At 41.3% G+C, this 23,638-nt stretch carries 17 protein-coding genes; 16 read left to right on the top strand and 1 reads right to left on the bottom strand.

What is annotated here, in order from left to right; genetic code table 11:
* Window positions 1-361 precede the first annotated feature (361 nt).
* The 15 genes from BM090_RS04240 to BM090_RS04170 all read left to right on the top strand — a co-directional run bounded on the left by BM090_RS04240 (window position 362) and on the right by BM090_RS04170 (window position 17,767).
* The gene (locus BM090_RS04240; protein WP_177199837.1) at window positions 362-1,588 is read left to right on the top strand and encodes a GDSL-type esterase/lipase family protein; all 1,227 of its coding nucleotides are present in this window, start codon (window positions 362-364) and stop codon (window positions 1,586-1,588) included.
* Between the two features lie 121 nt (window positions 1,589-1,709).
* Window positions 1,710-2,993, top strand: coding sequence for a sigma-54 interaction domain-containing protein (locus BM090_RS04235; protein WP_091508040.1), 1,284 nt, complete (start codon window positions 1,710-1,712; stop codon window positions 2,991-2,993).
* 79 nt (window positions 2,994-3,072) lie between these two features.
* The gene (lptE, locus tag BM090_RS04230) at window positions 3,073-3,564 is read left to right on the top strand and encodes an LPS assembly lipoprotein LptE (RefSeq protein ID WP_245756678.1); all 492 of its coding nucleotides are present in this window, start codon (window positions 3,073-3,075) and stop codon (window positions 3,562-3,564) included.
* A gap of 376 nt (window positions 3,565-3,940) precedes the next feature.
* Window positions 3,941-4,762, top strand: a complete 822-nt coding sequence (locus tag BM090_RS04225) for a sensor histidine kinase (RefSeq protein ID WP_177199836.1) — start codon at window positions 3,941-3,943, stop codon at window positions 4,760-4,762.
* Window positions 4,759-5,448 carry a LytR/AlgR family response regulator transcription factor gene (locus tag BM090_RS04220; protein ID WP_091508030.1) on the top strand — a complete coding sequence of 230 codons (690 nt, stop codon included), beginning with the start codon at window positions 4,759-4,761 and terminating at the stop codon, window positions 5,446-5,448. Before BM090_RS04225 ends, BM090_RS04220 begins: the two co-directional genes overlap by 4 nt.
* Window positions 5,449-5,770: 322 nt before the next feature.
* Complete coding sequence (locus tag BM090_RS04215) at window positions 5,771-8,032, top strand: TonB-dependent receptor (RefSeq protein ID WP_245756677.1); 2,262 nt, start codon at window positions 5,771-5,773, stop codon at window positions 8,030-8,032.
* Window positions 8,033-8,056: 24 nt separating this feature from the next.
* Window positions 8,057-8,857 (top strand): DUF4249 domain-containing protein, encoded by an 801-nt coding sequence (locus BM090_RS04210; protein WP_091508023.1) that lies wholly within the window; start codon window positions 8,057-8,059, stop codon window positions 8,855-8,857.
* 480 nt (window positions 8,858-9,337) lie between these two features.
* Complete coding sequence (locus BM090_RS04205) at window positions 9,338-9,979, top strand: OmpH/Skp family outer membrane protein (RefSeq protein WP_091508018.1); 642 nt, start codon at window positions 9,338-9,340, stop codon at window positions 9,977-9,979.
* Between the two features lie 297 nt (window positions 9,980-10,276).
* Window positions 10,277-11,092: a MotA/TolQ/ExbB proton channel family protein gene (locus BM090_RS04200; RefSeq protein WP_091508014.1), complete on the top strand. Its 816-nt coding sequence runs from the start codon at window positions 10,277-10,279 to the stop codon at window positions 11,090-11,092.
* A 146-nt stretch (window positions 11,093-11,238) separates the two neighbouring features.
* On the top strand, window positions 11,239-11,853 hold the full coding sequence (locus BM090_RS04195) for an ExbD/TolR family protein (RefSeq protein ID WP_091508011.1): 615 nt from the start codon (window positions 11,239-11,241) through the stop codon (window positions 11,851-11,853).
* A gap of 81 nt (window positions 11,854-11,934) precedes the next feature.
* Window positions 11,935-12,468: an ExbD/TolR family protein gene (locus BM090_RS04190; RefSeq protein ID WP_091508008.1), complete on the top strand. Its 534-nt coding sequence runs from the start codon at window positions 11,935-11,937 to the stop codon at window positions 12,466-12,468.
* A gap of 18 nt (window positions 12,469-12,486) precedes the next feature.
* Window positions 12,487-13,320: an energy transducer TonB gene (locus BM090_RS04185; RefSeq protein WP_091508004.1), complete on the top strand. Its 834-nt coding sequence runs from the start codon at window positions 12,487-12,489 to the stop codon at window positions 13,318-13,320.
* A gap of 256 nt (window positions 13,321-13,576) precedes the next feature.
* Window positions 13,577-15,208, top strand: a complete 1,632-nt coding sequence (gene pruA, locus BM090_RS04180) for an L-glutamate gamma-semialdehyde dehydrogenase (RefSeq protein WP_091508001.1) — start codon at window positions 13,577-13,579, stop codon at window positions 15,206-15,208.
* A 330-nt stretch (window positions 15,209-15,538) separates the two neighbouring features.
* Window positions 15,539-17,032 carry a DUF5687 family protein gene (locus tag BM090_RS04175; RefSeq protein WP_143083860.1) on the top strand — a complete coding sequence of 498 codons (1,494 nt, stop codon included), beginning with the start codon at window positions 15,539-15,541 and terminating at the stop codon, window positions 17,030-17,032.
* A gap of 30 nt (window positions 17,033-17,062) precedes the next feature.
* Window positions 17,063-17,767: an ABC transporter ATP-binding protein gene (locus tag BM090_RS04170; RefSeq protein WP_091507994.1), complete on the top strand. Its 705-nt coding sequence runs from the start codon at window positions 17,063-17,065 to the stop codon at window positions 17,765-17,767.
* A gap of 67 nt (window positions 17,768-17,834) precedes the next feature.
* Here BM090_RS04170 and BM090_RS04165 read toward each other — a convergent pair whose 3' ends face one another.
* Window positions 17,835-20,006, bottom strand: a complete 2,172-nt coding sequence (locus tag BM090_RS04165; RefSeq protein WP_091507989.1) for a TonB-dependent receptor plug domain-containing protein — start codon at window positions 20,004-20,006, stop codon at window positions 17,835-17,837.
* A gap of 813 nt (window positions 20,007-20,819) precedes the next feature.
* On the opposite strand from BM090_RS04165, the gene BM090_RS04160 reads away from it, so the two are divergent.
* The gene (locus tag BM090_RS04160) at window positions 20,820-23,603 is read left to right on the top strand and encodes a TonB-dependent receptor (protein WP_091507985.1); all 2,784 of its coding nucleotides are present in this window, start codon (window positions 20,820-20,822) and stop codon (window positions 23,601-23,603) included.
* The last annotated feature ends 35 nt before the right edge of the window (window positions 23,604-23,638 follow it).

Here is a 23,638-nt window from a genome sequence, read left to right as displayed (position 1 = left end):
AAGTGAATAAGTAGCTTTGTTAAGCTAAAGTGTGAAATGTTTCTGTTACATTTAATGGGCATGTTCGGCTTAAATGTAACCGTTTTTTAGAAGGAAAGTTCTTTTTAGGGAGAATAAAGATTTCCACTATATAAATACAGCTATGTGGATAACCTGAATCTGATTATTTTGGGATTATTTTTAAATAAAAAAATACAACAAGTTGATTTTTTGACAAAAAACGAATTATAGGCACGTGAGTAGTAGCGGATTGGCGCGGCTTGTGTATTTTTGCAACCTTCAATCCATTTTTTCAACTATGCCGTAAGGCAAGTTTTATTTTAGCTTAATGAAATATTTTTTTAAATTTATACACACTATTTTGTTCTGTATCAGTGTGATAGCGGCAGGGTTTGCGCAAAATATGCCCGATTTGCCGCCAAAACATCTGAAACTTTATAAAGCAGACCGAAACCATCTGATTTGTGCCGATACGACAGTGCTCGCGCCGTTTTGGGACAAACTCGACTCGCTGGCCGAAGGTGCAAACAAGCAGGTTCACATTATGCATATTGGCGACTCGCACATACAAGCCGATTTGTTTTCGGGGCGTATTCGGCAGTTGCTTTTAGACGAAAAATTATTTCCTGTGGCGGGACGCGGTGTTATTTTTCCGTATCAATTAGCCAAAACCAATAATCCGTCTGGCTATCAGGTTACTTATACGGGCAATTGGGAAGGTTGCCGTAATGCTGCCCGCGACCGCGAATGCCAGTGGGGTTTGGCGGGAATTACGGCCACTACGCGCGATGCCGACGCGATTTTTACCCTAAAATTAGGGTATTCGGCCAGTCTGAAACACCCGTTTAAGCGCGTCAAGATTTTTTACCCGACGCAAGAGACCGCCTCTTTTACGTTGCGCTGCATGGCCGAAAATGTTTTGTCTGATTCTGTTTATAAAGAGGCTGGCTATCAGGAATTTATACTGAAAGATTCTTTGGCACAAATTTCTTTTCAGCTCAAACAAAAAGATTCTACGCAGCGATATTTTACGATGCAAGGCATTAGTTTAGAAAATGACTGTCGCGGGATTGTTTATAGCTCGCTGGGTGTGAATGGGGCGGAAGTGGTTTCGTTTCTGAAAAGCCCAGATTTGGATAAAAACCTGAAAGTAGTAAAGCCAGACATGGTTATTATTTCGCTTGGCACGAACGATGCGTATATGCCGCGCTTTGATGAACCGCAATTTCGCCTTTCGCTTGGAAGACTTATTCAACGTATTAAAATGGCTGTACCTGAAGCAGTTGTGTTGCTCACGACCCCAGGAGATAGTTATTACCGCCGCTATCGCCCGAACAGAAACATGATAAAAGCCGTAAAACAAACCGTACACGTAGCCGAAGAAACGGGCGCGGTAGTTTGGGATTTTTACGCGGTAATGGGCGGCTTTCGGTCGGTGCAACGCTGGTACGCGCACGGTTTGGCACAAAAAGACCGTTTGCATCTTTCGGCCAAAGGCTACCAGTTGCAAGGCGATTTGCTCTACACGGCCATGATGCGGGCTTGGAAAGCGTATCGAAAGCAAAAACAAGCTAATTTATCAAAATAAATCGTATTTTTGGAACATTAATATTTGTCTTTTATTGCCGAAAAAATAAGCTAAAAGTTTATTTTTCAGGATAATAAGAGGGGATTTTAGTTTACTTGGGTTTTAATAAAATCTACACTCCGTGAATTTCACCGACGTACAAAATATAAAGCAGCGATTTGAAATTATTGGCAATTCGCCTTTGCTCAACCACGCCATACAAGTTGCCGCGCAAGTAGCCCCCACGGACATGACCGTCTTGATTACGGGCGAAAGCGGAAGCGGCAAAGAATCGTTTTCTAAAATTATTCATAATCTCAGCAATCGCAAGCACGGCCAATTTATCGCCATCAACTGTGGCGCGATTCCTGAAGGTACGATTGATTCCGAGCTTTTCGGACACGAAAAAGGCTCGTTTACGGGTGCAACCGATGCCCGAAAAGGTTATTTTGAAGTAACCAATGGCGGTACGATTTTTTTGGATGAAATTGGAGAAATGCCACTTGGCACACAGGCCAGACTGCTGCGTGTGCTCGAAAATGGCGAATTTATAAAGGTTGGTTCATCGAAAGTACAAAAAACTGATGTGCGTGTGGTGGCCGCTACCAACGTGAATTTGATTGAAGCGGTGAGCCGTGGCAAATTCCGCGAGGATTTGTATTATCGCCTCAACACTGTACCGATTTATGTGCCGCCTTTGCGCGAACGCGGCACAGACATTGAACTTTTGTTTCGGAAATTCGCGAACGATTTCGCGGAAAAATACCATGTACGTGCTATCAGGCTTTCGGAGGAGGCCAAAGCCATTTTGCTGGCGTATCGTTTCCCCGGCAATATTCGCCAACTCAAAAACATTGCCGAGCAAATTTCGGTGTTGGAAACGGAGCGCGATGTAAACGCCGACACTTTGCGCCGCTATTTGCCCAATAATTCGCCGCAACAAACATTGCCTGCTTTTTTGGGAAATAATAATGCCTCAACGGGCGGCACTGACCCATTTTTGGAACGAGATTTGCTATACAAAGTGCTGTTCGACATGAAAAAGGACATGGCCGAACTCAAGCAGTTGGTTTTTGAGGTATTGCAGAACGAAAATTATGGTTCGGAAATGATAAAAAGCCACCCGAATCTGTTTGACAATCTGGGCGTTACGGGAATGAATCGCCCGTTGAGTACGGACGAAGCCCAACCGCTTTTGTTGCAGCCTGCCTCTGTGCGCGAAGAAGAAAACATTACTTACGACAAAGTGGAAGACGTAACGCATGAAGCCGACGACGAATCACTTTCTTTGGAGCAAAAAGAAAAAGAATTGATATTGAAGGCTTTGAAGAAAAACGGTAACAAACGTAAGTACGCGGCCTTAGATTTGGGAATTTCGGAACGCACGCTTTATCGCAAACTCAAAGAATACGGCATCGAAGAATAAGCCTTTTACTATTTATTTAATAGATTTTATGACTCATAAGTTAAAAATTTTTAGAAATAACCTGCTGATAATCATTTTTTTGAGTGCAATTAGTGTGAGTTTTTCGGGCTGCGGCGTGTATTCGTTTTCTCCTGCGAGCATCAACCCCGACATCAAGACGATAGCCGTCCCGCTTTACGCCGACCTTACGGGCATGGGGCCAGCCAATTTGAGCCGCCGTTTTACGGAAAAAACGCGCGACTATTACCAACGCAATACCAAACTTTCAGTAGTAACGCAAAATCCTGATTTACAATTAGATTGTAGTGTAGTTGGGTATCAGTTTACGCCCGTTGCGCCGACGAGTTCTGGCGGTACGGAGCAGGCCGCCCAAACGCGTTTGACGGTAACTGTGGAAGTTACTTTTACCAACAACAAAACGCCAGACGAGAGTTTTGAGAAAACGCAATTCAGTGCTTACGGCGATTTTGCCGCCTCGGTGCAGCAGTCCACCGCCGAAGCGCAGCTCATTGAGGAAATCAGCGACCAAATTATTCTGAAAATCTTTAACCAAACGGTCGCAAACTGGTAATCTGCTAAAAAAATAATGAGATAGCCGAAACACGTTTTATGCGTTGTTTCGGCTTTTTTTTGGCCAATAGCCGCTAAAATTGGGCGTACTTATACAAAATGCGGCACTTTGTCGCAATTTTTTTGAAGTCAGGAGCGCATTTGCGTTGTTTGTGCTGTATCTCGAAAATGCTATGAAGACTAAACGCCTCACTTTGGCCATACATATTTTAGTTTGGGTGTTGTTGTTGGTGATTCCGTACGTTACAACCGACCAAGTTTTTCACTCGTTAGACGCTACTTCTGACGTGAAATATCTCTTGCTTTGTTTGGTGTTGAGTGCCGTTTTGCTCACGACATTTTATCTTAATTACTTTATTCTAATCCCCAAATTACTGTTGGCTGATAGATATTGGCTGTACTTTTTATTTTTGGTGTTGGCAATTGCAATCGTATTAGTATTGTCGGGGCTTATCTTTTTTGTGTCGGATTTTAGCCCTGAAATATTGGCCAAAACAAACCCAATTATTGAAAAAATAATCCCAGTAATTATAATTAACGCGATTTCTTTATGGCTTTTGGCGATAGCATCGTCTGTTTTATTAGCTTATTATAATCGACTAAATCAGATAGAAGAAGAAAAATATTATGCTAAAATAGCTTCTTTAAAATCGCAAATAAACCCACATTTTTTGTTTAATACCTTAAATAATATTTATGCAATAGCCATAGACACTTCCCCAAAAACGGCTGATATGATAGACAAACTTTCGGAAATGATGCGTTACACGATGAAAGACACACAACAAGAATATGTTTTGTTAGAGGACGAAATAAATTATATTAACAACTATATCGAATTACAAAAATTAAGATTAGATAGAAGTGTAAAGCTAGAATATTATAATATTGAACATATTCCAGCTTTACAAATCGCGCCAATGTTGTTTATTCCTTTTATTGAAAATGCTTTTAAACATGGTGTAAATTCTGAACAAAAAAGCCATATTATTATAGAATTTACGATGGATAAAACACAATTAAAATTGAGCGTTGTTAATACAAAAGTTTCTGTTCAGAAGGATATTTCGGAAAGAAGTGGTTTGGGAATTAAAAATACAAAACACCGTCTGGAATTAATTTATCCTTCCAAACATTTATTAGTAATTAACGATACTGAAAAAGAATTTTCTGTTTCACTTCATCTCAATTTGCAATGATAAACGCGGTTGCCATAGATGACGAGCCACTGGCACTCAAAGTAATTCAGTCGCTTTGCGATACGAGCCAACTCATTCATTTACACAAGACATTTACACAGCCCAACGAGGCACTAAAATATTTATCAGAAACAGCTATCGACTTGATTTTCTGTGATATACAAATGCCTTCTATGACAGGCATGAATTTGGTACGGTCATTGCCACCTAATATAATGGTCATTTTTACGACCGCTTTCAGTGAATATGCGGCGGCAAGTTATGAACTGAACGCCATTGATTATTTGCTCAAACCTATCAACCAAAAGCGATTTTCGCAAGCCATAACCAAAGCGCAGGAATATTTAGAATACACAAACCAAAAAAATAAAAGTGTAGAAAAATATATATTTATTCGGGCAGATTTTAGTTTAGTTAAAATTCCTTTGGCAGATATTTTATACATTGAAGGGCTGGCCGATTATCTGAAAATTTATATCAAAGACCGTAAAACGATTGTGGCAAGAATGCCACTAAAAGACATCATAGAAAAACTCCCTTCTGATGAGTTTATTCGCGTACATCGTAGCTTCATTTTGCCTCTGAATAAAATAGAATCGGTAAGAGGAAATACTATTTTTATTGGCGAAAAAGAATTTCCTATAGGAAAGACGTATATAGATGATTTTTTTAATCGTTATTCTTAAAATAGTTTCTTTTTCATCAAAATTTTTGAAGAAATCTTCGTTTTAATTATTTTAAGTGTGTTTTGTAGTGTTAGCGGAAAGCGATGGGAGTTTCTCTTGTCGCTTTTTTGTTTATACCAATCGAGATAAAAATTTACGTTTATCGCAAAAAATAATTCCTTTATCTCAAATATTCGTTGTTTTTATATTCTAACTGTAATTTTATTGTGCGATACAAAATGTATTCGGAATCCCATCGAAATAAACAAACTTAGTATCCTTAATCACAATTATTATGTATAAAAGAATAGTAATAACAAGCGTCTTTGTTTTATTAAATTCAATGCTATTGTTGGCGCAACAAAAATTCACGATTAGCGGCAATATCAAAGACAAAAAAAATGGAGAAACCATGATTGGCGTTACGGTTTACCCGCTGGAACTTTCGGGTATTGGGACTTCCTGCAACGAATATGGTTTTTATTCGCTTACCTTGCCCAAAGGCCAATATCATATTATTTGCTCATTTATTGGCTACAAACCCGATACGCTTTTGGTGAATTTGGAGGCCAACATAAAGTCGAATCGTGCCTTGACGGATAATTTGTTTACGTTGCAAGAAGTCGTGGTTTCGGCGGAAAAAAAAGACGATAACATTAAGAGAGCCGAAATTGGCGTGGCCAAAATAGATATAAAAGAAGTGGCTAAACTGCCTGTTATTTTTGGTGAAAAAGATGTGCTCAAAACGATTCAGCTTTTGCCTGGTGTCAAGTCGGGTGGGGAAGGGAGCAGCGGTTTTTTTGTGCGCGGCGGCTCGGCAGACCAGAATTTAATTTTGTTGGACGAAGCTCCCGTGTATAATGCGGCGCACATGTTGGGCTTTTTTTCTACGTTCAACAGCGATGCGCTTAAAGATGTCAGCATCATCAAAGGGAATAGTCCTGCGCAATATGGTGGCCGCCTTTCCTCGGTGCTGGACGTAAAAATGAAAGAAGGTAACAACCAGAAATATGCTGTTACGGGTGGTTTGGGGCTGATTAGCAGCCGTTTGAGTGTAGAAGGGTCGATTGTGAAAGATAAGGGTTCGTTCATGGTGTCGGGTCGGCGCACGTATGCCGATGCGTTTCTCAAACTCACGGAGGAGTTTAAAGACAACCAATTGTATTTCTATGATTTTAATGCAAAAGCCAATTATAAAATCAATGACAAACACCGCGTTTTTCTTTCGGGCTATTTGGGTAGAGATAAATTAGGCTTGGGCGCGTTTGGGATTGATTGGGGCAACCAAACGGCTACTTTGCGTTGGAATCATTTGATTAGTCCCAAAGTTTTTTCTAACACGTCGCTGATTTATAGCAATTACAGTTATAAAGGAAGTATTACGAGTGGCGAAACCACTTTGAGCATCAAATCCGAAATCAAGGATTATACACTCAAAGAAGAGTTTCAATATTTCCCCGACTCCAAAAATGCGATTCGTTTCGGGTTTCAGAGCATTTATCACAGCTTTGTGCCTAAGCGATTTAAGGGAAATACCTACAACGAACCCCACAAAAACACGCGTTATGGCTGGGACAATGCCTTTTTTGTGAATAATACGATGGAAGTTACCCCAACGCTTACGTTGGATTATGGCCTGCGATTCAGTACCTATTCTATTTTGGGTGGCGACACTTACAAAATATATAATCAGGGCGTAATGACCGATAGTGTCGTGTTGGCTTCGGGCAAATTTGGGAAAACGTACGCCAATCTTGAACCGCGTTTTCAGTTTAGTTATTTGCTCAACGAAAATAGCAGTGTTAAGGGCGGCTACGCGCGCAATACGCAACATTTACATTTGTTGAGTAACAGTGCCAGTGGCAATGCTACCGACCAATGGCTTGGCAATTCGTATAATACGAAACCCGAAATTTCAGACCAAGTGAGTGTGGGTTATTTTCGCAATTTGAAAGATAATTTGTATCAAATCAGCGTAGAGACTTATTACAAAAGTTTGAAAAATCAGGTTGATTATAAAAACGGTGCTGATATTAGCTCTGCCCCAGATGTAGAAAGTGAGTTGCTTTATGGAAAAGGTCGTGCCTATGGTATTGAGTTTTTGGTTAAGAAAACGCAAGGCAAATTCACGGGTTGGGTTGGCTATACACTCTCAAAAACAGAACGAAAAATAATTGGTATTAATGATGGCAATTGGTACAATGCCCAGCAAGACCGTACGCACGATTTGTCGGTGGTAGCCATGTATGCACTGACAGACCGCTGGACACTTTCCGCGCTTTTTGTGTACAGTACGGGCGGTGCGGCCACTTTTCCGAGCGGCAAATACGACATGGGCGGCAACACTGTTTTTTATTATAAAGAGCGCAATGGCTACCGTATGCCCGCCAATCATCGTTTAGATTTTGGGGCTACTTATACGAGGCCACACAAAAGCAAAGTTTTTGAATCTTCATGGAATTTTGGATTGTATAATGTGTACGGGCGACAAAATGCGTACGCCATCACTTTCGCTAATAGCAAAAGCGACCCAACCAAAACCGTAGCAACCCAAACCGCTTTGTTCCGTTGGGTGCCGTCTGTTACCTACAATTTCAAATTTTAATTTTCTCACAAAAAAAAAATCACCATGAAAAAATATAGCATAATAGCTTTGGCATTTGTTCTGTTGGCATCTTGTACCAAAGAAATTGATATAGATTTGAATAGCGTAAGCCCTCAAATCGTGATTGAAGGCAATATTTCGGACGAAGTAGGGCCTTATACGGTCAAACTTTCCCGAACCATACAATTTGGCCAGCCGAATGTTTATCCGTCCGTGCAAGGCGCAACCGTTATTATTTCTGACAATACGGGCATTGTGGACACACTCACCGAAACCAGCGCAGGCTTGTATCAAACGCATAGTATTGTGGGAGTTCAAGGCAACACGTATGCGCTGAAAGTATTGGCCGAAGGCAAGCAATACGAGGCAGTTTGTACCATGCCGCACAAAATCAATCTGGATTCTGTACAGTTAGAGGAATATACCGAACCAGGCGAATCTGAAAAATCTTTGTCTGTTGTGCCGCTATACCTCGACCCCGTCGGGCTTGGCAATAATTATCGTTTTTTGATTGAGGTAAACGGCAAAGAAGATAAGTTGTACCAAGTCAGTAATGATAATATCGGTAATGGGAGCGTAAATCAACAACCGTTTTTTACGGATACAGAATACATCAAAATAAAAAAAGGTGACACTGTAACGGTGAGTATGCTGTGCATAGATGTCAGTACTTACAATTATTTTTATTCGTTGTCGCAGATTGGAGATGGCGGACTCATTGGCGGGGCTGTGCCAACCAATCCACCCAACAATATTACGGGCAATAAGGCTTTAGGACTTTTTTCTGCATACATGAAACAAACCAAAACGGTCATTGCAGAATAAAGTATAATGTGAATGACAAAAAGAGCCTGTTTTGGGGTAGCTATTTATTCTTTAAGGCAGGCTCTTTGATTCCTGAATTTTATAATAAAAATCCTTCTAACACAATATGTTAAGAAGTATAAACAACGCGTTGTTGTGTATAGTGAAATAATATTCTTTAAAGCAAAAAATAAATAACATTGTATTGGTCTCTATGAAGTAAAAATATGTGGCGGTTCTATTGTGTATCGAAACACAAAAAATAGTGAGCGGCACTATATAATTAGTAAAATAGTAGGTTTTGAATTTGTCTTAAATGTAATTAGCTGATATTCAGCGTTTTTATTTTTAATTAAAAATAATAGTATCGAAAATAACAGACAGAAGGGCAATCCTGTGATAATTGAAATGACAAACAAGTTCGGCAAATCCGGTTTCGACATTATACAACATTCGTTTTTTTTACCTTATTTTGGCCTTCCAATAAAAATAGATTAGACCGTGAAGTACGTATCTCTTATTCTTAATGCCGTGTTGGCCGTAGCAGTAGCCGTGTTGTATTACTTGCATTTTTCTACGCCAGCTCCTGTGGCTGCCGTGCCTGAAGGAAAACCAGTAACACAGCCTGCGCCTGTGGTCATAGACCCGAAAGCTGTTGCGCAAGCTCCTAAAAGTAAAGTCATGTTTGTCAATAGCGATAGCCTTTTGGAAAACTATGATTTTTATACCAAGAAAAAAGCGGAACTCGAAGCCAAAGGTCGCCGCATAGAAAAAGACATTGCCAGCCGTACACAAACTTTGCAGTACGACATGGAAAGTGCTCAACGTAAAGCCCAAGCAGGCGGCATGACCGAACAACAAATGCAAGAAGTAGCCATGCGTTTGCGCCAAAAAGAAGAGAATTTGTATGCTTATAAAGATGAACAGTTGCAAAAACTGGCCAAAGAGGAGCAAGACCTTACCAAATTGCTTAACGATAATATTACCAATTATTTGGAAGAATATAGCAAACAAACAGGCGCAGATTATGTATTTGGTTATAGCAAAGGCGGAGGTTTATTGTATGCCACACCGCAGTTGGACATTACCAAATCAGTAGTTGAAGGCTTGAATGAGCGTTATAAGGCACAAGGCAAAAAATAATTTTTTGAAAGTCTGATACTTTTAAACAATTAATTTGCGTTTTGAGCCAAACAAAATCACGCTTTAGCGGCAAACCCAAAGGATTTAGCTTAAAATAATCTCATTATTGTAGCGTTAATCTACCGACAAGCCCATTTCGCTATGTTAAATTAGTGTAAAATCATGTTTGGCGGTTTGGGCTTGCAGAATAATTTAATATTATTGCCGCTTATTTAAACCACTATTGTAACAAATAAAAGTTTTAACAAATCAATTCTATCTTTTCTTATATTTTTAAAACCCAAATTCATTTCAGAAATGAGCAAGACAGCACAACCCAATCCATTAAAATCGTTTTTTGCGACTATCGTTATCGTAATCATCTTTGTGGTAGCTATTTGTATTTACCTTTTCGTATTGGGCAACCCAAGCAACTTTGAAGGTGGCGATCCTAACAATCACCCAATTAAAGAAGGTTTCGGCAAATGGTTAGGTACAGTTTACAAAGGTGGTCCAATCGTGCCAGTGTTGATGTCGTTTTTCTTGATGGTAATCACTTTCTCTATTGAGCGTGCTATCACTATCTCTAAAGCAGCAGGTACAGGTTCGATTGATGCGTTTGTTCGCAAAATTAAATCACATTTGGCTGCTGGTTCGGTAAGCGAAGCATTGGCAGAATGTGACCGCCAAAAAGGTTCGGTAGGTAACGTAGTAAATGCTGTGTTGAACAAATACCAAGACATGGAAAAAGAAACTTCTATGACTAAAGACCAAAAAGTATTGGCTATTCAAAAAGAATTGGAAGATTCGACAGCTTTGGAACTTCCTATGTTGGAGAAAAACTTGACTATCGTAGCGACACTTGCATCGGTTGCAACCCTTACAGGTCTTTTGGGTACGGTATTCGGTATGATTAAAGCCTTCTCGGCCCTTGCAAACTCTGGTGCTCCTGATACAGCAGCTCTTTCTACTGGTATCTCTGAAGCCCTTATCAACACGGCGTTGGGTATCGGTACTTCGGCATTTGCGATTGTGTTCTATAACATCTTTACAAGCAAAATTGACGTTTTGACTTACAGCATCGACGAAGTAGGTTTCAGCATCATGCAAAACTTTGCTGCTAAAAACAAGTAATAGCCATTTATAAGGAGATTGCTGTCTTCTATCTATCATTTTATCAGGAAAAAGCCTCGCTGCTTGTGGGGCTTTTCTCCTCAAAAATAAAAGACAGTTGTCCCCGTTTTTTTTAACTCTTTTCAAAATTTTACTAAAAAAAACAAATGGCCAAAGTAAAAATTCCAAGAAAAAGTATATCCCTTGACATGACAGCCATGTCGGATATGGCTTTTTTGCTCCTTACGTTCTTCATTCTTACCTCGCAGTTTAAGCCAGAAGAACCAGTGGTAGTGGATACGCCTTCGTCCATTTCTGATATTCCGATTCCTGATTCGGACATCATGACTATCAGTATTGGCAAAAAAGGGGAGGTATTCTTTGGGGTAGATGCGCAACCAACGCGCGTGAAAATGCTCCAAGCTATTGGCGACCGCTATGGCATCGCATTCACAGAAGCTGAGCAACAAAAATTCTCGCTTTTGCCTTCGGTGGGTGTACCTGTTGCGCAACTAAAACAGTTGTTGACAATGGACGGCTCAGAACGCAACAAACCAGGTACACAACCAGGTATTCCTTGCGACTCGGCTGCCAATGAGCTACGTGACTGGATTGCTTATGCACGTTATAGCCACCCTAAAGGTTTGCGTGTAGCCATCAAAGGCGACCGCGATGCCAATTTCAGTGTGGCAAAAACGGTAATTGCTACCCTGCAAGACCAAAATTATAACCGTATCAACCTCATTACGGGGGCTGAGGCTCGTCCGAAGATTACGGAATAATTTTAAACTAATTAAAAAAATAGAGCTTGGTCAAAAATTGGCCGCTCGCATGGTTCAACTCCCCTTAAAACCCATATAACAATGGCAGAAATAGATAGCGGCGGGGGTGATGGTAAGAAGAAAGGACCCAAAAAAGTCTCCACCAAGATTGACATGACTCCCTTCGTGGATTTGGCTTTCTTGTTGATTACGTTCTTCATGCTTACCTCCTCTTTCAATAAGCCAAAGACGATGGAAGTGAATATGCCAGACAAGAATGACGACCCTACCAAAAACAAAGAAAAGGTAAAGGAGTCGCAGACCTTAACGGTTATTGTCGGTGAAAAAGATAAAATTTATTATTTCCAAGGTGTTCCTGCGGATAAGCCACCAGTTGAAGTAACTGATTTCTCGGCAGAAGGTATCCGTAAAGTATTGCTTACGAAGAAAAAAGAAGTAATGGCTTCGCTGGGCAAGGACATCATCGTGATTATGAAAGCAAAAGACGATGCTAAGTACAAAAACTTAGTGGACTTGCTTGACGAGATGCCGATTACGGGTATCAAAATCTATGCAATCGTAGATGTAACTCCAGAAGAGTTAGACCTTATCAAAGCTAAAGAAGCGGGACAATAACAAAACAGTTCGCAACACATGGAAGATTATAATTCACCTAAAGTAACCTTAGACGATATTGTTTTTGAATATCGTAATAAGGCTTATGGAGCGTATGTGCTTCGTAAGATATACGACGATACCGTCCTGAAAGCCTTAGGCCTTTCGGTATTGTTGTTTGGCTTGGCGGTAGGTGGGCCCAAAATCTACAATGCGCTCAAACCTGAAGAAGTAATTGTAGAAGAAAAAGTGGTACCAATTGAGCTTAAAAAAATTGAGCAACCACCACCATTGGATCCAAAAATTCCACCACCACCAAAAATTGAAATGCCAAGTGCGCCAAAACCTTCGGTTTCTACCGTTCGTTTTGTGCCACCTGAAGTTTCGCATGATGAGGAGGTAACAGAAAAAGACCCTCCAAAACAAGACGAGTTGAAAAACGTACAAACCAGCACAACAACAGAAGTTGGCGACCCTAATGCTGACCCTAATGAGGTAATTGATGTGCCTACACATGGTGATGGTGATGGTGTGATTGCTGCTCCTGCTGCCGAAGAAGTTTTTACGGTAGTAGAACAGCAGCCTGCTTTTCCTGGTGGTATGGAGGAAATGATGCGCTTTATGTCTAAAAACACCAAATATCCTTCGGCTGCTCAACGCGCTGAGGTACAAGGCAAAGTATATGTGCAATTTGTAGTTGGTTCTGACGGAACTATCCGCGATGTGCAAGTAGTACGTGGCTTGGGTTTTGGTTGTGATGAAGAGGCAATTCGTGTAGTAAAATCAATGCCAAATTGGAATCCTGGTAAACAAGGCGGCCGCGCGGTATCTGTAAAATACACATTACCATTCAACTTTACATTTAAGCAATAATTTCTCTTTCTTGAGAGATTATTTTAATTCATAAAACGGGTGTTTGCTATAAAAAGTAAATACCCGTTTTTTTTTATTAGTATTATTGACATTAGGCTGTTTGTATAACGGTGTTAGTTTCATTCATTTTTTGCTGTAACTTTGCCCAAAAGCGGTATTTTTATAGAATTGAATTAGTTATTGTAAATCAATTTTTTATATCAAAACTTATTAGTTCACCAACCAAGACAAAACTAAAAACTTTTACATTTTCTGTATGCTTAAAGGATTTTTCAACGTACCCGTTCCACAGAACGAACCCGTACTTTCTTTTGCGCCCAACAGCCCAGAGCGTAAGGCTTTGAAGGCGGCTTTGGCCGAAGCGCGTTCCAAACAAATAGAAGTGCCGATGTATATCGGTGGCAAACAAGTGAAAAGCGATACGAGATTGCCGCTTACGCCACCACACGACCACCAACACGTTTTGGGGTATTATTACAAGTCGGATGCCAGCCACGTAACGCAGGCGATTGAGGCTGCTTTGGCGGCCAAACCGCAATGGGAAAATATGGCTTGGGAACAACGTGCCGCTATTTTCTTGAAAGCTGCCGATCTTTTGGCAACCAAATACCGTGCGAAAGCCAACGCCGCGACCATGCTCGCGCAATCCAAAAGCGCGTATCAGGCAGAAATCGACTCGGCTTGCGAACTGATTGATTTCTTGCGTTTTAATGTGGCTTACATGACGCAAATCTACGCGCAACAACCGATTTCGTCGGCGGGTATTTGGAACAGAGTGGAATATCGTCCGCTCGAAGGTTTTGTATTTGCGCTTACGCCTTTCAACTTTACGGCCATTGCGGGCAACTTGCCGACTTCGGCGGCTATGATGGGCAACGTAGTGGTTTGGAAACCATCAGAAGCACAAATTTACTCGGCGCATTTCCTAATGGAGCTTTTCCGCGAAGCGGGCTTGCCCGATGGCGTAATTAACTTGGTGTATCCTGAAGGTTCGGTGGCTGGCAAAGTTATTTTCGAACACCCAGATTTTGCGGGCATTCACTTCACGGGTAGCACAGGCGTTTTTCAACAAATTTGGCAAACAATAGGACAAAATATCAACCGCTATAAGTCGTATCCGCGCATTGTGGGCGAAACTGGCGGTAAAGATTTTGTGTTGGCGCATCATTCCGCTGATGCGAAGGCGTTGGCTACGGCTTTGGTGCGTGGTGCATTTGAGTATCAAGGACAAAAATGCTCGGCGGCTTCCAGAGCTTATGTGCCAGATAATTTGTGGCCTGAAGTAAAAGAATATATGTTGGCCGACCTTGCCACGATAAAAATGGGAGGTGTCGAAGATTTTAGTAACTTTGTAAATGCTGTAATTAACGAAAAATCATTTGATAAAATCGTTAGTTATATCGAAAATGCTCGCCAAAACCCACAGGTTGAGGTAGTGGCAGGAGGGAAGTATGATAAATCGAAAGGTTATTTCGTAGAACCGACTGTACTTTTGAGCAAAGACCCGCGTTCTACGACCATGTGCGAAGAAATTTTTGGCCCAGTGCTAACGATTCATGTGTATCCGCAAAACGAGTTTGAGCAAGCACTTACGCTCGTGGATACTACTTCGCCGTACGCCCTGACGGGTTCTATTTTCTCCCAAGACCGCTACGCGGTGGAGCAGGCCACGACGGCTTTGCGCCATTCGTCTGGCAACTTCTACATCAACGACAAACCTACGGGGGCAGTTGTTGGCCAGCAGCCGTTCGGTGGTAGCCGTGCTTCGGGAACAAACGACAAGGCGGGTTCAGTGTTAAACTTGTTGCGTTGGGTATCGCCTCGCGCCATCAAGGAAACCTTTAACCCTCCGACGGATTATCGCTATCCGTTCTTAGCAGAAGAATAGGTTTAATTAGTTAGATATATTTCAGTAAGCAGGCTTTTGTGGTTTCACGAAAGCCTGCTTTTTGTTTGGCGGGTGTAATATTTGGGCCAATTGTTTTCCATTCATACAAGCCGCCAACCATTTACACTATTTTGTTATGGGAATATGCGCCAAGCCGCTACTTTCGGTCTGTCAGTTTTTTGTAACCCAGCTGATTATAAAATGTAGTATTTTTTTGTATAAATCACTGATTTTTAGTCTATTGTATAATCTTTAAAGCTAAAATATCAATTAGCTGTTTTTTTTGGTTCAATCTTTTATCATAACACAACAACTTATCCTTTCCTTTTTATGATTATCCTACAATTACTCAAACAGTATTATCTGTCCGAGAGGCGGTCGCTTACGTGGAGTAGGAATTTGGCTTCCCAAATTTTGGTGGGTTTTTTGGCGTTATATTTTGGCGGAATTATGCTCTTTTTGGGGCTGATGGCCGACAAAATTATGCACAAGCTCGCTCCCGACACCTACGAACTTTATACGGCAAACTTGTATTTGTTGTCGTATTTTGGCATTTCGCTGGTGATGCGTTATGCCATGCAAACCTCGCCACTGCTACGCCTGCAACCTTATTTGCACCTCAAAGTAAGTCGTAATAGTCTGATTCACCTTAGTTTGCTGATGCTGCTGGGTTCGTTTTATAACCTCGCGCCGTTTTTGCTGATGGTTTTGCCGTTTGTGCTAAAGCTGTGGTTTCAGGGACATACAGGTTTTCCGTTGTTTGCGTGGTTTTGGGTGTATGTGTGCGTGGATATGCTCACCATTATGGCGGTCGTGAACCTGAAAGAATTGTTTGCTAATTCTCCTCAGAAATTTTTGCTGTTGATGGCTGGCCTTGTTGGTTTTTTGGTGGCACTCAACTACTACGATGTTTTTTCTATCACGGCGGTTTCGGCCAAGCTCTTCGACCCGACCGTCGATTATTCGCTGTTGGCTATTTTGTTTTGGACAGTTTTGGCGGTGGGTGCGTACTTGTTCACGCATCATAAACTAAAACCCAAACTCTACTTAGACGAGTTGCCAGCTGCCAAGCAAACCAGCAATTCGCAAGCCGATACGCGCCTGAATTTTGTGGAGCAGTGGGGCGAAATTGGTCGATTTATTTCTCTGGAAATCAAATTGATATGGCGAAATAAACGCACGCGTACTACTTTTTTTACAGCTTTGTTTTTTAGTTATTACGGTATCTTTTTTGTAATGAATCCGAGCATCAAAAACGACCATATGTATTTATTTGCCGCTATTTTTACGACGGGCGGTTTTATAATTAACTATGGTCAATATTTGTTTGCGTGGGAAAGTAGCTACTGGGACAGACTTCTGACGGCCAAATTTTCGATACTAGATTTTCTGAAGGCCAAGTATTATTTGTTTGTCATCATGGCCGTGCTTACGCTGGTGTTGTCTTCGCCGATGGCTTATTTTGGGCAAAAAATGGTTGTCAGTATTTTGGCTATGTTTTGTTATAATGTGGGAATCAATGCGTTTGTAGTGATGTTTGCTTCTACTTTCAATAAAAAACGGATTCAACTCTCGCAGGGCAATGCCACGAATATGCAAGGCATGGGCGCGGCGCAATGGCTTTTGTCTATCCCGATGTTTTTGTTACCGACGCTTATTGCTGCGCCCTTTGCATTTTTGTCGGACTATCAATATGCCAGCCATATCGCGTTGGCGGTTACGGGCTTGTTGGGCTTTGCAGCGCACCCGCTTTGGCTCAAACTCATAGCCAATCGCCTCAAAGCCAATCATTACGAAATGGCCGAAGGCTTCCGCCAACAATAACATTTTTTTATTTTTAAAAAGCTGAAAATCATGGAAATCCAATTCAACAATATAGTAAAGTCGTATAACGGCAACACGGTTCTTTCCGTAGAAAATCTTGTTTTTTCGCAAAATGAATGTATTGGCTTGGTCGGCAATAATGGCGCAGGCAAAACCACGCTTTTCCGTTTGTTGCTCAACCTGATACGTCCCACGCAAGGGCAGGTGCTTTCTCAAGGCCTGAACGTAGCCGATTCGGAAACGTGGAAAGATTATACTTCCTCGTATCTGGACGAAGGTTTTTTGATAGATTATTTGTCGCCCGAAGAATATTTCGCGTTTTGCGGACAGCTTTACGGCCTCGACAAAAAGACCATTGAAGCGCGTTTGCAGCCCTTTGAAACCTTATTTAATGGCGAAATTTTGGGACAAAAAGGCAAGTTTATTCGCGATTTATCGAAAGGCAACCAGAAAAAAGTAGGCATTGCGGCGGCCATGTTGCCACAGCTGCCTGTGCTTATTTTGGACGAACCTTTTGCCAATCTTGACCCCAGCTCGCAGGCACGTCTGAAAAAATTGTTCAAGGATTTGCGCGAAGAACGTAATACGCTGATGCTGATTTCCAGCCACGAACTCAACCACGTAACGGAAATGTGCGACCGCATCGTAGTGGTAGAAAAAGGCCACATCGTGCGCGATATGCCGAATACGGAAACCGTCTTGCAAGAGCTCGAAACGTATTTTTCGGTGATATAATTAAAAAAATCCCTGCTATCAAGTTGATGGCAGGGATTTTTACTATTACTACGAAAAACTACAATTATTAGAATGTTACGCGTACCGTGCCGTTAAGGGCGCGGCCTGCTCTACCTTGTATGGAGTTGAGTTCACGGCGGCTGTACTCTGCATAATAGATTTTACTATCCAGCAAATTTGTTCCGTAAAGCTCTACGCTAATTTCTTGTGCACTCCTAAAGCCCACTAGCTTATTAAGATTTAATATCACATTGGCTGTCAAATAGTTAAATGCTTTCACTTTTGGATTAGCATCGGCTGCGGTTCCCTCAAAATTGGCAGGTGTATTGTCCGAAGAATATTTTGCCTTGATGTTTCCTCCTTTATCAAAATAGCTATTCCAGATACCAATGCTCCAACCTTGCGCCGTTGCATTATAATTGATCCCTAATTTTACCATATTCAGAGGCGTGCCGTAATAATCTTTATGGCCTTTATCTGTTTTGGACGTTTGAGAGGCAAAAGACCCATTAATACTCAATTCCTTAGAAATAAGGGCTTTAGCTTCTAATTCAAAACCTGATGAACTAAGTTTACCCGTATTTATCATTTGAGGTGTATTGGGTACTGTATTGTTAGGGTCTGAAGCCAATGTACGGCCAATCAAATCAGTTTGCTCACTGCTAAAATACGTGGCTGCCAACTCATATGATTTGTATCGATACGAAACTTGGGCTTCGGCTGTACTTACGCGTTCAGGTTTGAGTGTTGCTGTACCGATTACTACCCCTGGAATATAAATGGCTTTTTCCAAACCAGGCATTGGCGCACGAAACGCTTCGCCATACAACAATTTTGCGCCCAAACCATACGAAGAATTAAGGATTAGTCCCAAGCGCGGCGAAATATCCAAAGCCACATCTGGCACTTTGTTGGCCTGCGCACCTGCCACCAACTTCATAAACTCGAAAGGAGTGTAAGCCGCTTGTACATAGCCACTGTACCAAGTGGTATTGTATCGGGGAATAGATTTAAATGGATTACTATTTTCCTTGATAGTCAGGCTTGTGTAAGTAGTTCCATCTGCATTTTTAGGCGGTTGATTTTGGTAACCATTCATGTTGTTTACCACGCCTCCAAATACCAAATTAAGCTTTTTGTGCAGATTCAGGTAATTGGTCCATTCCAAAAGAACGTCGTCATTGATGGTATAGAGATCATCATCCGCGTTGTTTTCGCGGTGAATGGCAAACATATTATGATTATAAGTTGCATTAATACTGGTTTGCCATTTTTCGGAAATATTGGTTTGATAGCCCGCATCTGCCGCAACAGTGAAGTGATTGTACCAGGTTGGCAATGGTTTTGCGCCTGCCGCAGCTCCCGAAGGCACTAACCAAGAGCCATTGTTTATCATACCTGCCGTGTGTTGGTGGGAAATAAAAGTATTGACTTTTAACCCTTTATATTTAGCATGAATATCCGCACCCAAATAATTTTTCTGCATATTCAGCGTACGAGCTGGCAAAATAAGCGAGTCGGCGGTGTTGGCTTTGTTGCGAATCATGGCCGAAGCGTCGCGCACGGTGTTTTCCCAGCCATTTGAGCTGCCCGTTACCAAACCTGCCGTTAGTTCTACATTTTTAATTTTTGCACCTAAAGTAAGTCCTGCCTGATTGGTACCAAACGAACCAGTACGTGCATAAGCAGTATTTTTTTGTTTTTCTAGTGTTTTGGTAATAACATTAATCACACCCATATATGCCCCTGAACCGTAGAGTACCGAACCTGGGCCGCGCACAATTTCGAGGTGGTCAATTTGTTCGACAGGGAAAGACATATATAATGTGGCATAGTTCCCCCCCGCGTAACTATCGCGCACGGGGCGGCCATCTAATAAAATAAGCACGTGGTTGTTCCAGTGGCTCGTTACGTCGCCACGAATAGAAGCCATATTATTAATGAGGGCAAACGTACCCATAAAATACACGCCTGTTACGCGGTCAAGTATTTCGGACAAATGCATGGCACCATAGCCTTTTATTTCTTGTTCGCTTACTACGCTAATGACGGCTGGCGCGTCATTGAGTTGTTCGGAAGATTTGGAAGCAGTAACCACTTCTATTTTCATCAAATCTTCTAAGGATAAATTATAAAGATCGGCTGTGTCAGATGCTGCCGTTTGTTGCGCATAAACGGTGCGTGGATTCAAATAACCCAAAACACCTAAGGCGCAAGTAATTAGTAGTTTGTTTCTCATAACATTGATATAGATTTGGTGCAAAAAATCATACTAATTGAATAATTCCGTTTTTAATTCTGAAAAATAATCTTTGTATAAAATATATTTTTTATTTAACAGAGAAAAGTAAAATATTTCAATAGATTCTTTGGCAATTAGTCCAATAAAAACCAAATGATTACTTGTAATAAAAACAAAAACATTACATAGTAATAGCATTATTCAACTGCTAAGTAAAAAGATTGAAAATCATAACATTACAACAGATAAGCAGTGTTATAATGTTGTTTTTCTCTAAATCCTTCTCCAAAAACCAAGAATAAGACGGGTGTTTCGTTGCATTTAACATAGTTTTAAATGCGTGCCGCAAACGTTTGCAAATGAAGTAATGACCTTTTTTGCCCTTTTGTTTCTGTTGAGAATATTAATCGCAAACGCTCCTTTTTTTAATCAATAGGCTTTTTTAAATGTTTGGCTGCCGTTCCAAACTGTTTGGCTATTGAAATATTTCAATAAGCCTTACTTTGATAGAAGGCTGCACAGCACAACTTTGCTAATAAATTGATTTTTAGTATAATAGAGATACTTTAGTACTATTCCATTGTTTTATCGACTGGTTCAGGAATTGTAAAGTATTTGTTAATAATAACATTTGTTACACGATACAAAACTCTGATTTTCAATTAAAAGTGGCTTTTTTAAATATAACGCACCCTTAATAAGTGCATAACTCACGGTTGTTTTGCTCCGACTACTTTCGCATCAAATTTCGAACGACTAAGTTTCACCTGTAACCCTCTGTATTTCAGAGAAAAACTAAAAAACTATTTTATGAAAAAGCTATTACTATTGCTTTTGATTCAAGTTGTGATGAGTGTTGCGGTTTTGGCTGGTAACGGCAAAATCGCGGGGAAAGTAATTGACAAAACTACGGGCGAGCCGCTTATCGGCGTAAACGTGGTGATTGCAGGTACGACTACTGGCGCAGCCACTGACCTTGACGGACATTATAGTATTAATGTCGCGGCGGGCACTTACGCGCTGCAAGTGAGTTTTATTTCGTACAACACCCAAAAAATAGAAGGGGTGAAAGTAGATGAAGGTAAAACCACAACGCTCAATGTAGTGTTGGAGGAAGCCTCTAACAGTTTACAGGAAGTAGAAATCGTGGCTACTTTCAAACGCGAATCGCACGACGCTTTAGTATTAGAACGCCGCAAAAGTGCAGTTATCTCTGACGGTGTGTCGGCAGAACTTATTCGCAAAACGCCAGACCGTAGCACCAGCGATGTGTTGCGCCGCGTGAGTGGAGCAAGTATCCAAGATAACAAATTCGCGATTATTCGCGGCCTAAACGAACGCTACAACTCGGCGTACCTCAATGGCGCACCGCTTTTGAGCACAGAACCAGACCGCAAAGCCTTCGCGTTTGATATTTTTCCTGCCAACCTTATCGAAAGCGTAGTAATTGCCAAGACGGCTACACCAGATTTGCCAGCTGATTTTGCAGGTGGCGCGATTCAGGTAAAAACAAAAGATATTCCTGACGAAAATTTTTATTCGGTTTCTGTGGGTGCAAACTTCCACAGTCAAACGACTTTTAAGCCTTTTTATGGTAGCCAACGCGGCAAAACCGATTGGCTCGGCCTCGACGATAACACACGCGCCATGCCAAAAGGAATGCCTTCTACGGCAGAGTTTAGAAAATTGGTGGACAATTGGAAAAACGATGATATTAACGCATTGGCACAAAAATTTCAAAACACTTGGAAACCTACTAAATATTCGGCCATGCGCCCTGGTAGTTCGTTTCAGTTTTCGGCAGGACATCAAATTGGAAAGTTCGGAAGCATGGCTTCAATATCGTATTACGACAACTACCGCTATCGCCAAATCAAACGCAGAGATTACGCCAACACCGACCAACTCGTAGATTATACCAACGACCAATATACACGTACTATCTTGGCGGGTGTACTTTGGAACTTGTCTTATAAAGTAGATGACAACAACAAGATTAGCCTCAAAAATCTTTATAACATCAATACTTCCGACCAAACGACCATGCGTAAAGGCAATAGCTACGAAAATGGCAACTATCAGGAAAGTACGATGTTCTGGTACACACAAAATCAATTGTTGAGCAACCAACTTACAGGCGAACATTATTTCCCTGCTACCAAAATAAAAGCCAATTGGAACGTAGGCTATAACGACAGCCGTCGTAACGTACCCGATTTGCGCCGCATCACGTACCAACGCGCAATCGACAATCCAACAGAAGCCCTTAAAATGAGTTTGAGCAATAGCGCACAAGCTGACTTCGGCGGTCGTTTTTATTCTAAACTCAACGAGTCTTCGTGGAGCCAAGCCGTGGACTTTAGTATGCCTGTTTACCAAAACATTAACGTAAAAGCGGGTGTGTATCGCCAAGCTCGTACACGTAAATTTGATGCTCGCCAATTGGGTTACATCCAAGGCGATGCGTATTCTGAAAAATATTTGGGCTATGCAATAGATTCTATTTTTGCCAATAAAAACGTACAAAACAAAGGCATCACGATTAGCGAATCTACTACATTGGCCGACCATTATGACGCAACTTCTACGCTTAAAGCTGCTTTCTTGATGAGCGATGCCACAGTAGGCAAGTTCCGTTTCATTGGTGGCGTGCGTATGGAAAGCTACAACCAAACATTTGTGTCGTACAAAACTGGCGACAGTAACCCCGATTTAGCACCATCAGTAAATTTGGATAACACAATTACTGACGTGCTGCCATCGCTTAACGTAGTGTATTCTCTAACGCAAAAAAGCAACTTGCGTGCATCGGTTTCCCAAACGGTTTCACGCCCTGAGTTTAGAGAACTTGCCCCATTCCAATTCTATGATTTCAATGATGTAATGATGATTGCAGGTAACCCAGACATCAAACGCACGAAAGTGAACAACGTTGATTTGCGTTACGAATATTACCCTGGTGCTGGTCAAGTGCTATCGGCTTCGGTGTTCTACAAGCATTTTGACAACCCTATCGAAAAAACACTTACACCTGCGGGCAGCTTCCGTTTGAGTAGCTTTGTCAATGTTCCGACGGCTGTAAACTACGGTCTAGAATTTGATGTACGCCAAAACTTGGTTCGCATAGACCCAACCGTTAAAATATTTGAACGCCTAACCGTATTCGGCAACTTATCGCTCATCAAATCGTCGGTGGATTTAGGTAATCTAAAAACGCAAATGGGCGAAAGCAGCCGCCCAATGCAAGGCCAATCTTCATACATCATCAACGCTGGCATTAACTACTCCGACGAAGAACATTTGTTTGACGTGAACTTGAGTGTGAACCGTGTAGGCCGCCGCATCAATAACGTAGGTAATGCCGATTATGCTTCTTTGTGGGAAAATCCGCGCACTGTTGTAGATATGCAGTTTAGCAAATCATTTACCAACAAAATGGAAATCAAAGTAAACTGTGGCGACTTGTTGGCGCAACGTCTGTTGTTGTACCAAGACAACGACAAAAACGGCAAACTGAACCGCGACAAAGACAACGTATTGTTTGAAACACGCATGGGAAGCAGCATTTCATTGGCTTTCAGCTATAAATTCTAATTAAGTCTTCCATAAGACTATTTTTCAATAAAAAG

Source organism: Flexibacter flexilis DSM 6793 (assembly GCF_900112255.1).
GTDB classification, from domain to species: Bacteria; Bacteroidota; Bacteroidia; order Cytophagales; family Flexibacteraceae; genus Flexibacter; species Flexibacter flexilis.
Note: the sequence above shows the minus strand (reverse complement) of the source record. Positions and strands in the feature narration are given on the sequence as shown.

Bases quoted from the DNA above. Each gene is read 5' to 3' on its own strand.
- BM090_RS04220 (WP_091508030.1), top strand. From the start codon at position 4,759: ATGATAAACGCGGTTGCCATAGATGACGAGCCACTGGCACTCAAAGTA.
- BM090_RS04215 (WP_245756677.1), top strand. From the start codon at position 5,771: ATGCTATTGTTGGCGCAACAAAAATTCACGATTAGCGGCAATATCAAA.
- BM090_RS04210 (WP_091508023.1), top strand. From the start codon at position 8,057: ATGAAAAAATATAGCATAATAGCTTTGGCATTTGTTCTGTTGGCATCT.
- BM090_RS04200 (WP_091508014.1), top strand. From the start codon at position 10,277: ATGAGCAAGACAGCACAACCCAATCCATTAAAATCGTTTTTTGCGACT.
- BM090_RS04195 (WP_091508011.1), top strand. From the start codon at position 11,239: ATGGCCAAAGTAAAAATTCCAAGAAAAAGTATATCCCTTGACATGACA.
- BM090_RS04190 (WP_091508008.1), top strand. From the start codon at position 11,935: ATGGCAGAAATAGATAGCGGCGGGGGTGATGGTAAGAAGAAAGGACCC.
- BM090_RS04185 (WP_091508004.1), top strand. From the start codon at position 12,487: ATGGAAGATTATAATTCACCTAAAGTAACCTTAGACGATATTGTTTTT.
- pruA (WP_091508001.1), top strand. From the start codon at position 13,577: ATGCTTAAAGGATTTTTCAACGTACCCGTTCCACAGAACGAACCCGTA.
- BM090_RS04175 (WP_143083860.1), top strand. From the start codon at position 15,539: ATGATTATCCTACAATTACTCAAACAGTATTATCTGTCCGAGAGGCGG.
- BM090_RS04170 (WP_091507994.1), top strand. From the start codon at position 17,063: ATGGAAATCCAATTCAACAATATAGTAAAGTCGTATAACGGCAACACG.
- BM090_RS04165 (WP_091507989.1), bottom strand. From the start codon at position 20,006: ATGAGAAACAAACTACTAATTACTTGCGCCTTAGGTGTTTTGGGTTAT.
- BM090_RS04160 (WP_091507985.1), top strand. From the start codon at position 20,820: ATGAAAAAGCTATTACTATTGCTTTTGATTCAAGTTGTGATGAGTGTT.